The sequence below is a fragment of the Flavobacteriales bacterium genome, from assembly GCA_019694795.1.
Taxonomy (GTDB): domain Bacteria; phylum Bacteroidota; class Bacteroidia; order Flavobacteriales_D; family UBA2798; genus UBA2798.
Genome location: JAIBBF010000066.1, coordinates 1 through 12,223, shown reverse-complemented (window position 1 = coordinate 12,223; position 12,223 = coordinate 1). Strand labels below are relative to the sequence as shown.

6 protein-coding genes are annotated in these 12,223 nt (G+C 41.7%); 5 read left to right on the top strand and 1 reads right to left on the bottom strand.

Annotated features, from left to right (window positions below; translation table 11 throughout):
• Nucleotides 1-316: 316 nt before the first annotated feature.
• From K1X56_13375 to K1X56_13355, 5 genes are all read left to right on the top strand, one after another.
• The gene (locus K1X56_13375; protein MBX7095706.1) at nucleotides 317-454 is read left to right on the top strand and encodes a GIY-YIG nuclease family protein; all 138 of its coding nucleotides are present in this window, start codon (nucleotides 317-319) and stop codon (nucleotides 452-454) included.
• A 327-nt stretch (nucleotides 455-781) separates the two neighbouring features.
• Nucleotides 782-7,186 carry a T9SS type A sorting domain-containing protein gene (locus K1X56_13370; protein ID MBX7095705.1) on the top strand — a complete coding sequence of 2,135 codons (6,405 nt, stop codon included), beginning with the start codon at nucleotides 782-784 and terminating at the stop codon, nucleotides 7,184-7,186.
• A 125-nt stretch (nucleotides 7,187-7,311) separates the two neighbouring features.
• Nucleotides 7,312-9,114: a DNA helicase RecQ gene (gene recQ / locus K1X56_13365; GenBank protein MBX7095704.1), complete on the top strand. Its 1,803-nt coding sequence runs from the start codon at nucleotides 7,312-7,314 to the stop codon at nucleotides 9,112-9,114.
• Between the two features lie 44 nt (nucleotides 9,115-9,158).
• Nucleotides 9,159-9,920: a DUF481 domain-containing protein gene (locus K1X56_13360; protein MBX7095703.1), complete on the top strand. Its 762-nt coding sequence runs from the start codon at nucleotides 9,159-9,161 to the stop codon at nucleotides 9,918-9,920.
• A 28-nt stretch (nucleotides 9,921-9,948) separates the two neighbouring features.
• Nucleotides 9,949-10,860, top strand: a complete 912-nt coding sequence (locus tag K1X56_13355; protein ID MBX7095702.1) for a HAMP domain-containing histidine kinase — start codon at nucleotides 9,949-9,951, stop codon at nucleotides 10,858-10,860.
• Between the two features lie 46 nt (nucleotides 10,861-10,906).
• Here K1X56_13355 and K1X56_13350 read toward each other — a convergent pair.
• A partial coding sequence (locus K1X56_13350; GenBank protein ID MBX7095701.1) for a gliding motility-associated C-terminal domain-containing protein occupies nucleotides 10,907-12,223 on the bottom strand: 1,317 nt, incomplete at its 5' end.

The following is a 12,223-nucleotide window of genomic DNA, read 5'->3' as shown; positions in this document are numbered from 1 at the left end:
GTCGCATTTGGGTTATGCAGCTGCAAGGAAGCGTGAAAAATATTTAAAGTCAGCTGCAGGAAAACGATGGCTTTCAAAACATTTACAGAGTGATCTGTGAGTTTTATTTGAAAAAAAATACGGATCGACTATATTCGTTTGGGTCTTTCTGCCTGATGTTCGTTGGTCTGGGTTCTCCGCCTAGTTTTCATAAGTCGGACAGGCCTGGTTGGTGTTCATTCGTGTGGGTTCCCTGCCCGACTAACGTCAGTCAGGCGGGGATTCCCTCCCACACCACCATAAACCCTGGCAGATTTGTCGGGGTTTTTTGTTTTCTATGGATACGGTATTTGTATATGTTTTACGCAGCCTGAAAGATGGTTTGTTTTATGTCGGCATGACTACAGATTGTGAAAATCGACTGATGGAACACCATACAGGAAAATCGAAGTTTTGTTGTGAAAATCGCTTTTAGAGGCAAATTTTTAAATCTCAGTTCATCTTAACTGTGTAAGAATTGTTCAAAATTGTTAGTAATACTATCCTCTGGTCAAATTCCCGCCTTATTTTATTATGTAGTTGTCTTATTATCAGTTAATTTCTATGTTAACTCAGGGTGTACTACAGGTTAATAACTATCGAAGGATTCTCTTTTATTAAAATTCATTGACCTGTAATTTTGTACTGCCTAAAAACTACTTGCCAGCTATTTACATGCGTTGCCTATATCGGCGGAGGAGTGTAAGTAGAATAGTATTTTATTAAGCATCTCAATTTTTAAGTTTTATAAAACCAAAGCAACATGAAAAGAATTTTAAAACAATTCCTTTTGGGTGTAGGTTTTGTGGCTTCAGGTTATTCGGCCTTTGCGCAAGTTGATGTTACAGCAACTGCCGGTACCTTAACAGCTACTTATCCCACACTTAATGGTGCCTTTGCTGCAATTAATGGTGGTACCCATCAGGGTGTTATTACCATTAATATCACAGCAAATACCACCGAACCTGCTGCAGCAGTTCCATTGGTTAGTTCCGGGACTGGTTCAGCTTCGTATTCCAGTATTTTAATTCGCCCTACCGGGAATGTAACGGTGAACTCCGCCGCTGCACCAACGGCCAGCAGAGGCGTAATTGAATTTCTGGGAGCGGATAATGTCACCATCGATGGTGATGATCCGGGTACAGCCGGTACCAGAAATTTAACCTTTCAGGCTGCTTCGGTACCAACAACCGGAGTGGTGGTGATTCGTTATGCTTCTGCTTCTGCAGCGGATGGTGCAACCAACAATACCATCAAAAATTGTATAGTTATCGGTTCGCGCAATGGAGGGACATCGACTGTAACGAACTATGGAATTTATTCCGGTACTTCTGGAACATCAACAGTAAGTACAAGTGGTCAATCAGACAACAACGATAACCTCACAATCGAAAATAACGAAGTGTACAGATGTTATTGGGGAATTTACTGTGCCGGAACTACAACCAATTATATGGATGGCTTAATCATTCGTAATAATATCATTGGTCAACCTGCACCAGCAAATGCAGTTGCTAACCGCGGTATTTATGTTCAAAACACACAGGCTTTATCATCACCCGGTGCAACTGTTGCTATTATTGAAGGAAATGATATTCGCATGACTGCAAGTACCAATTCAACTGCAGCAGCTGCGGGAATTGAAATTGCCAATGGTAATGCCGGATTAATTTTCCGCAAAAACAAATTGCATGATATGTATCATGCAAATACCAGTGGTTATGGAATGTATGCAATTAGCGTAACCGGAGCTACCAACAATTCTCAGGTTGAAATTTCAAATAACTTCATTTGGGATATCACCAATGATAACTGGAGCGCTTCCATTTCCGCAACTTCAACTGATTTACCGGTTGGATTACGTGTTTCTGCCGGGGCAACGCAGATGAAAATTTACAATAATACTATTTCTCTGAATGCAGCAAATACCGATCCTGCTACAGCAGGTTATTCTGCTTGTATGCAATTAACCACTACGGGAATTACCGGTGCAGATATTCGAAACAATATTTTCTCCAACACTCAAACCGGTAACGCAGCAAGTAAATATGTAGGTGTAGTAGTTCCTTCCGGGTTTACTTTTGGAACCATCAACAATAACAACTATTATGGTGCAAACGCCTATAATATTATTGGTTGGAATGGTGCCGACCGAACTACACTTGCCGCATGGCAGGCACAAACTACACAGGATGCGAATTCCTATAATGTAGTTCCGCCTTTTGTGTCAACTACCGATCTTCATTTAGTAGCAGCAACAACAACATTCCTTGAATCAAATGGTGCAACCATTGCTGCCATTACCACAGATATTGATGGTGATGTAAGACCTGGTCCGACCGGTTCTGTAAATGGTGGCGCTACAGGATACGATATTGGAGCAGATGAATTTGATGGTACGCCAATTCCGGTTTGTACAGGAACTCCTGCTGCAGCCAATGCTTTATCGTCCAACGCAACAGTTTGTAGCGGTGTTTCATTTAATCTTTCGTTAAGTGTTACCTATTTAGAATTAGGTTATACGTATCAGTGGCAATCTTCTCCTGATGGAATTACATACACCAATATTTCAGGAGCAACCAATGCGACGTTAACTACAAGTCAAACGGCCGACACCTATTACCAATGTATAATTACATGTTCTAACTCTACATTATCAGTAACTTCTACACCTGTTCAGGTTACAATGAGTCCGTTTATGTCTTGCTACTGTACGCCTACTTATAGCAGTGGTTGCGGAACAGGTGCTGATGCAATTACCAATGTGGTTCTTTCTCCTTTAAGCAATGCTTCAGGTTGCGCAGGAACACCCTACTACACGTTTTACAATGCTGTAACCGTTCCGGATTTATATCGTGGTACTGGTTTCGCAACGGTATCGGTAACGATGGGTTCTGATGGTTCGCAATTTGCTGCGGTTTGGATTGACTGGAACCAAAATGGTTCATTTGCTGATCCCGGAGAATTTATTGGAAACAACACTGTAAATGCCGGTGCAAATGGAACAGTTAGCTTTACCATTAACGTGCCTGCAGGAGCAACGTTGGGACAAACCATGATGCGTATTCGCGGTGGTAATGATTCTCAATTAGCCAATACACCTTGTGGAGCATCTTCATCTTTTTTCGGAGAAACAGAAGACTATCTGGTGAATGTAATGGATGGAACAGTTTGTTCAGGTACACCTGCAGCTGCCAACACCGTAGCATCATCAGCGATTGTTTGTCCGACCGTAAACTTTGGATTGTCACTCGATCAGGTTTATACTGATTTAACCATCGGTTTCCAATGGCAATCATCGACAGATGGAGTTACCTATACAGACATCAGTGGTGCCACAAGTTTTTCTTTGACCACTTCTCAAACTGTGCCGACCTATTATCAATGTGTGATTACTTGTGGTGCAAGTTCGCTTTCTACAACAAGTACTCCGGTATTGGTAAATAATTATGCCAACTGTGTAAGCATGCCGGCTACTGGTTCATTGAGTACCTGCGATGCGAAATTCTATGACAGTGGTGGAGCATCGTCTTCCTATTCAGCGAGCGAAAACAGAACCTTTACTTTCTTCCCTGGTAGTCCGGGAGCAAAAGTGATTGTTACATTCAACTCTTTTGATACTGAAGGCGGATTTGACTTCCTCAAAATTTTCGACGGAAATTCAATTGCTGCTCCTGCTTTACATACCGGTAATGGATTTAGTGGTTTAGGAATTACTCCAACTACTTTTACATCTACCGCAGCAGATGGATCCTTAACTTTTGTATTTACTTCAGATGTTAGCGTTCAAAATGCAGGATGGGATGCTAATATTACTTGTTTACTTCCACCTGCAGATCCTGCTACACCAGTTCAAGATCCTACTGCACCAACTTGTGCTACCGGAACTGATTTAACAGTACCTGGTTCACCTGCATCAGGTGATGAATGGTACTGGCAAACGTCTGCTACAGGAACAAGCACTGCTAATCCTGTTTCCGGTCCGTATACCGTATTCATCAATGGAACGTATTATGTACGCACCTTCAATCCAACAACTGGATTGTGGTCGAACAATGCTACTTCGGTTGTTGTTTCCAATATTCCGGTTGCAACAGCACCTCCTGCACCAATTGCCGGAGCGAATCCTGCATGTATTTCTACCAGCCTTACAATGACACCTTCCGGCGATCCGAACATCACTTATTACTGGCAAGGAACCAACTCAATGGGGAATGACAATACAGATGATGCGGTAAATCCTTATGCCGTTACTACAAGTGGAACTTACTATGTTGCGGCATTTGATGCATCCATTGGATGTTGGTCGCTTCCTGTAGGAACTGCAGTAACCATCGACACTTATATCCCCGGTGCGCCAGTTGCAAGTAATGTGAACGTTTGTATTGGTAGCTCATCTGCTATGATTTCTGCTGCTACACCTACGAACACATCTTCTTCAATGTCGTCCGGAACTATTAACCTTGCTATTCCTGATAATAACGTTGCAGGAAATAGTTCAACGCTTGCTTTATCCGGAATTCCTGCCGGTGCAGTTCCTACTGCTATTGATGTGAATTTCTCAATTCAACATACCTGGGATTCTGACTTGAGTATTTCATTGACTGGTCCAAACGGAAATACAGTTGACCTTTCAAGTGGTAATGGTGGAAGTGGAGATAATTATCAGAACACAACCATCACCAATTCAGTTTCGAATCCTGTAACCGGAGGCACTGCTCCATTCTCAGGAATCTATTCTCCTGAAGGAGACTTAACCACATTGTATTCGATTTTGAATGGTAACTGGACACTGAAAGTAGTTGACGGTGCAGGTGGAGATGTTGGAACATTATTTAACTGGACAGTAACCGTTCATTATAACTTACCTCCTTCAACCATCACATGGTGGGATGCAAGTAGCGGTCCTGCTCAAGTTGGAGCTGGTAGTCCGTTCGAAGCCATTGGTACAAGCGTAATGCCGGATGCAAATTCACTTAGCACTTATACCTTCTTTGCACAAGCTGAAGTTGGAGCATGTGTAAGTCCGGCCAGAACGCAAGTAGACGTAACTGTTGATCCATTCACAGCTGCCATTAATCCAATTGATATTTCCTGTACAGGTGCAAACGATGGTTCATTCGCAGTGGTGAATGATCTATGCGGAACAGCACCATATCAATTCTCAACAGATGGTGGAGCAACGTATTCAGCTTCCATTCCTGCCAACCTTACTGCAGGTAGCTATGATGTTGTAGTGATGGATGATAATGGTTATACAACTGCGATTTCAACCATTACGATTGCTGAACCAACAGCTTTAACCTCATCTGCAACTGCAAGCGATGCATTGTGTAATGCTGGTAACAGCGGTTCTGTTGATCTTACAGTTTCAGGCGGAACTTCGCCTTATACTTTTGCTTGGGATAATACAGCAACCACCGAAGATTTAACGGGTGTTACTGCAGGAACATATGCAGTTGTAGTTACTGATGCACGTGGCTGTACTAGTTCTTCTACTGCTACAGTAGCTGAGCCAAGCGCAATTGTATTAACTGAAACACATTTGGATGCAGATTGCAATAATGCAAGCACCGGATCCATTGATCTTACTGCAACTGGTGGAACTCCTGCTTATGCTTATGCATGGGATAATGGAGCCACTACAGAAGATGTCAGTGGTTTAGCTGCGGCAACTTATACAGTTACCCTCACAGATGCGAACGGATGTACTGCAACATTAGGTGTTACAGTAACAGAACCTAGCGCAATTTCAATTGTAGTTACGTCAACCACATCACCAAGTGCCTGCGGAACTCCTGATGGTGCTGCAGACATCACCGTGAGCGGTGGTACTCCTGCTTACAACTTTGTGTGGAGCACAGGTGCAACTACCGAAGATCTTTCGGGAGTGGTTTCGGGAAGTTACGATGTAATAGTTACCGATAATAACGGATGTACTTCATCTGCTACAGTTGCTATTTCGGATATTAATCCTCCTGTTATCACTGTTGACAATGTAACGGATCTGTTATGTAACGGAGCCAGCACAGGTGCTATCGATGTTACGCTTAGTGCAGGAACTTCTCCTTATGGAACATCATGGGATAATGGTTCTACAACCGAAGATTTAGCTTCGATTACAGCAGGAACTTATGTTCTTACCGTTACCGATGCAGCAGGTTGTGTTGCCATTGAAACTGTAACAGTGGCAGAACCATCTGCAATTACCATTAATGCAATTTCTACCAACATTTCGTGTAATGGATTAACCGATGGTTCAGTTGACATCACCCTTGGTGGCGGAACTGTAGCTGGTGCTTATACCATTGCATGGACCGACGGTGCTTCATTCACTGATAGCAATGAAGATATCTCCGCGCTTCCGGCAGCTACGTATACAGTAACCGTTACCGACGACAACGCTTGTACTTCTACTGCCTCTTACACCATTATTGATCCTGCTCCTGTTGCTGTAACAGGTGTAGCTTCTGATGTGAATTGTAATGGAGGAGCTGACGGTTCAATTGATGTTACAGCTACAGGAGGAACAGTATCTTCGGTTTACACCTATGCATGGACCGACGGAGGAACATTCACTTCTTCTACTGAAGATCTTTCTGCTATTCCAGTTGGAACTTATGATGTAGTAGTAACTGATGATAACGGTTGTTCTGCAACTGCCAGCTTTACACTTTCTGAACCAACTGCCATTGCATTGAGTGCTTCATCTTCTGATGAAATCAATGGAAATGACGGAAGCGTTAACCTTACCGTAAGTGGTGGTGTATCTCCATATACCTTTGCATGGGACAATGGTGCAACAACCGAAGATCTTACAGGTGTAGCCGGTGGAACGTATACCGTAACTGTAACTGATGCTAACGGATGTACTGATCAGGTTACAGTGGTTGTAAGTTCACAAGTTGGATTACTTGAAGTGAATGATGTAAAAGTTTCAGTTTATCCGAATCCGGGTAATGGAATCTTCTTTGTTCAATTGAGCAGCATCAAATCATCTTCCGATATGATCATCGTTCGCGATGCAATTGGCCGCGAAGTAGTTTCAATGAATGTTACAAAAACAATCTCTACGATTGATCTTAGCACACAGGAAAGCGGTGTCTACTTTGTAGAAATCACTTCCGGTTCGGCGAAGGTTACGCAGAAAGTTGTTTTACAACGCTAATTCTTTTTTTATCAATAGAAAGCCCCGGCCCAATGGTCGGGGCTTTTTTTTTCGAAGCGTAACAATGAACTGAATTGTGTATTCGCTGATTCTGCTTTATTATTCTCATCCTGGATATTTGCTTCATGAATGTTATCGCAAAGCCTGAAGAAATTTTAAAGCGTTATTTTGGTTATTCTGCTTTTCGCGGATTTCAAAAACCAATTATTGAAACTGTTTTAGCTGGTAAAGATGTGTTGGTGCTGATGCCTACCGGTGGTGGTAAATCTATCTGTTACCAGATTCCTGCTCTGCTGTTGCCTGGTTTAACCATTGTGGTTTCGCCGCTGATTTCATTGATGAAGGATCAGGTTTTTTCTTTACAACAAAATGGAATTCCGGCGGCATATTTAAATTCAAGTTTGAGTCCGGAAGAGGAACAATCGGTGAGTGACCGGATTAAAAATGGTGAACTGAAATTATTGTTTGTGTCCCCTGAAAGGGTATTGATGCTAAAAGAAAAATTTTGGTCTACCGTTACCATTTCACTTATTGCCATCGATGAAGCTCATTGTGTTTCGCAATGGGGACAAGATTTTCGTCCGGAATATGCGCGCCTGCACACCTTGCGGCAGATTTTCCCGAATGTGACCTGGATTGCATTAACTGCTACTGCAGATCACTTTGTGAAGAAGGATATTATGCAATTGCTTGGATTAAAAAATCCGGAATTATTTGTTGCTTCTTTCGATCGGCCAAACATTAGTTTAACGGTGAAATCCGGATTGAAACAACAGGAAAAAATGACTTTGCTGATTTCTTTTCTGGCAGCGCATCGCAATGAGTCAGGAATTATTTTTTGTCAGTCGAGAAAAATCGCGGAGGATCTTTCTTTGAAGTTGCAACAAAAAGGGATCAGGAATTTATTCTATCACGCTGGTATGGAAATGAAGCAACGTTCCGATGTACAGGATGCGTTTATCAATGATGAGGTACAGGTGATTTGCGCTACGGTGGCATTTGGAATGGGAATCGATAAATCGAATGTTCGCTGGGTGGCGCATTTTAATTTACCCAAAAACCTGGAAAGTTATTATCAGGAAATTGGTAGGGCCGGGAGGGATGGATTACCGGCAGATACGCTTTTGTTGTACGGAATGCAGGATATTGCCATTCTCGGATATTTTGCGGCGAGGTCCAGTCAGTCGGAATTCCATTTAGAAAAACTGGCACGGATGCAATATTATGCGGAATCCTCATTATGCAGGAGAAAAGTTTTACTGGCGTATTTTGGCGAAAGCTTTAATGAAAATTGTGGCCGCTGCGATATTTGTCTGCACCCGCCTTTGTATAGCGACTGCACCGAAATTTCTACCCATTTGTTCAATTGTATTCAAACATTGGGGGAACAGGTTTCGTCGGGCATGCTCACTTCCATTTTAAGAGGAAATAAACATGCCGATTTAATTGAAAAAGGATTTCATCTGCTTAGTTTTTTCGGTTCGGGTACACAGCTAAAAGCGGAAGAATGGCAGCAATTGATTTTGCAATTAACGGGACTCGGTTATTTGCTGGTTGATTTCGAAGATTACCACAAATTGAAACTAACGCGTAATGCACGGGAAATTTTAAAAGGTTACGGTCAAATATTATTGCCTTTAAAAATTAAAATTGATAAAAAAGTGAAGGAAGAAATAAAACCGGAGCAGGAAGTAAAAACTAAGGAAGAAGATGCGTTTGTCCGGCTAAAAAAACTTCGTTTGGAATTGGCGCGCAAAGAGAAGGTGGCTCCCTATATTGTTTTTCACGATAAAACACTGCACGAATTACTTGATCAGAAGCCATCTTCCAGAGAACATTTATTATCCATTACAGGCATCTCCCAGCGCAAACTGGAAAAATATGGAGATGTTTTGCTCGAATTTTTATCCGGAATTCAGGTAAAATGAGGAAGGTGTTAAACCTCTGAATATATTTGCGGAAAATTGAATGCATGAAAATTTTATTTTCCCTGTTCCTGGTTTTGGTTTCACTGGGTGTTGAGGCGCAAATGGTGAATATTGAATCGCAACGGATGCAGACGGATTCGGTTCGTTTTGCAGGCAACATGAATTTTAACCTGGCCTATCAGGAAAATAATTCCATATCCCTTTTTATGTTAAAAAGCGCATTGGCTACACAATACAAATCCAAATCGCTGAAGGATATTTTTATGGTGCTGGGGAATTTTGATTTAACGAAATCAGGTTCACAGGAATTTTCGAATTCAGCATTCGGACATTTTCGTTATAACCGTAAATTCTCTTCTTTTTTTCGCTGGGAAGCATTTGCTCAGGTGCAGTACAATAAATTGTTAAGCGTAGGAATTCGAACCCTGGCAGGGACAGGTCCGCGTTTGAAATTACTGAATAAAAAAAATGGTGTAGGTTACCTTGGAACTCTTTATATGTACGAATACGAAGAAACCACCGAGCTAAATCCGGAGATCCACAGGAATCATCGTTTAAGCTCATATATTACCTTTTCAATCAGCATACCTAAGATTAAAGGAGAGTTTGTCACCACCTCCTACTATCAGCCCCGCCTCGATAAATTCAATGATTTTCGTTTTTCCAATCAAAGTCATTTGGCATTTCATTTAACACAGAAATTAAGGTGGACTACCGGATTTTCGTTTTTGTATGACGAATTTCCTCCTGCCGGCGTAAGCAAAAGGGCATTGAGTTTAGATCAGGGTTTTCGTATTGAGTTCTGATTTGAAGGGATTGTTTTATATTTAAAGCATGACACAACCCCGCAATTCCCGTATCATCTGGTTATTGTTCCTGATGTTTTTCTACATCATTGCACAATTGGGATGGTGGGCAGTTTTAATTACGCGCCTAAATCAACAGGTTTATGCAGGCGATGAACGATTGAGTCACCGCATTAGCATGGTGTGGGGAGAGGGAATTGTTTTTGCCATGATATTATTGATTGGATTTATTCTTACCTACAAATCGTATTTAAAAGAATTACGCCTGGCGAGGCAGCAGAAAAATTTTCTCTTATCGGTAACGCATGAATTTAAAACGCCGATTGCTTCATTGCGACTCCAACTCGAAACCTTGCAATCGCGGAACATGAATGAAGACCAAAAGAAAATTCTTCTCGATAGCGCCTTGGCAGATACCGATCGTTTAAATGCTTTGGCAGAAAATATATTAATTGCCGCTCGTATCGATCAAAACGGATTTCCGGTACACCGCAGCGAAGGAAATTTATCTGCTTTTGTTCAAACCTTAAGTGAACGATTGGCTGCAACGGTGGGGAACCGCCATCAAACAAAATTAAAAATAGAAGAACAAATTTATTTTCAGTTTGATCCACAGGCCATTCAATCCATCATTACCAACTTATACGAAAATGCATGTAAATATTCTCCCAAAGGATCAACCATTGAGGTAGAATTGAAAAAGAATGCTGCTGAAATTTTATTATCGGTTTCCGATCAGGGCGCAGGTATTGCATTGGAGGATGGTAATAAAATTTTCGAAAAATTTTTTCGCGCAGGAAATGAAGAAACACGTTCCGTAAAAGGAGCCGGATTAGGATTGTTTATTGTGCGTCATTTTGTTTTGGCTCACCAGGGTGAAATTTCATTTCAATCGCAATCCGGTAAGGGGACCACATTTTCCATTCGCTTTAATGCATAAAAAAATCCGTCTCGTTAAAGACGGATTTTCTATTGTAGTTTAATCGTTATTTATTTCTTAAAACGGTAACGGTTCCGTTGTAGGGACCATACTTCGGATCAGACGGTGTTACGATGTAGAAATAAGTTCCGTCCGAAACATCGCCGCCATCCCAATTGTTGAGGTAATTGGCGCTTTCATAAACAATTTGTCCCCAACGGTTATATACCGCCACATGAGTATTCGGATGGTATTCGAGGTTAATGATGTACCAGATATCATTAATTCCATCTCCATTAGCAGAAATTACATTTGGAATAGTGATCTCGCAACCTACAAATGTAAAATTGGCGGTATCGCTATCGGTATTGTTGCAGACGTCGTTAATGGTAATAACATAGATTCCGTCTACCGGATTATTTATTACTGTTGATCCGTTGTTTTGATTGATAACATAGCTTGCTCCAATGGGGCCATTCCATGCAAAACTATAAGTTCCTTGTCCACCTGTATATTGCGGATTCACCACTAATCCATCTCCAAGACATAATTCCGAATCGTTGATGAGTACTTCCAGTGGAGGATAAACCGGAACAGTTACCGTTGAACTTACGGTGGTGTCTAAACCGCAATTATCGGTTACGGTAAATGTATAGGTAGTAGTAGAATTCGGATTAACAGTAGTGGTGGTATCCGTATCGCCATTGTTCCAGGTCATAGTGTATGGCGGATATCCACCGCCTCCAAATGAAACATTCAATACGGCAGGGTCGCCAGGACAAACAACGCTAACATCCTGTGTAGAAATTATCCATGGATCGGGTACCGGAACATTCACAACAATTGTATCGCTGTCGGTTTGATTACACACATCGGTTACGGTTAAAATATAACTGGTTGTAATGAATGGATTACTTGTTGTGTTTTGTGTATTGGCACCGTTCGACCAGGTGTAGTTATAAGGAGCATTTCCTCCAATGGCATTTCCGTTGAGATTGGTAAGTTGTCCGGGACAAGTAAGATTCTGATCAGCGCCTGCATCTGCAATAAGAATGGCCGGATCTACAATGTAAAGCACAGCTTCTTTAATCACCGTATCACCACATGGTGATAAAGTATAAACGGTAACAACTAAAGTGTCCCAGCCTTCTGCAATACCATCTGCAATTGGAGAAACTACCAATGAAACCGTTTGTTGTCCGCTGGCGAAATAAATACTGTCTGCAATAAAGTTAAAGTCAACCCCATTCGTTGCATTACCAGAAATATCGAAGTTGATGGTGAGGTCGCCGGTGGTATCGGGACGAGTAAAAATAAATGTTGCATCGGAACATCCTTCAATGATGGTGGAATCACCGGTAACGGTGGCAACGGTTACATCTAC

What these genes read in the sequence shown, in the direction of transcription:
- K1X56_13355 (MBX7095702.1), top strand. Translation starts at nt 9,949, where the DNA reads ATGACACAACCCCGCAATTCCCGTATCATCTGGTTATTGTTCCTGATG.
- K1X56_13375 (MBX7095706.1), top strand. Translation starts at nt 317, where the DNA reads ATGGATACGGTATTTGTATATGTTTTACGCAGCCTGAAAGATGGTTTG.
- K1X56_13370 (MBX7095705.1), top strand. Translation starts at nt 782, where the DNA reads ATGAAAAGAATTTTAAAACAATTCCTTTTGGGTGTAGGTTTTGTGGCT.
- recQ (MBX7095704.1), top strand. Translation starts at nt 7,312, where the DNA reads ATGAATGTTATCGCAAAGCCTGAAGAAATTTTAAAGCGTTATTTTGGT.
- K1X56_13360 (MBX7095703.1), top strand. Translation starts at nt 9,159, where the DNA reads ATGAAAATTTTATTTTCCCTGTTCCTGGTTTTGGTTTCACTGGGTGTT.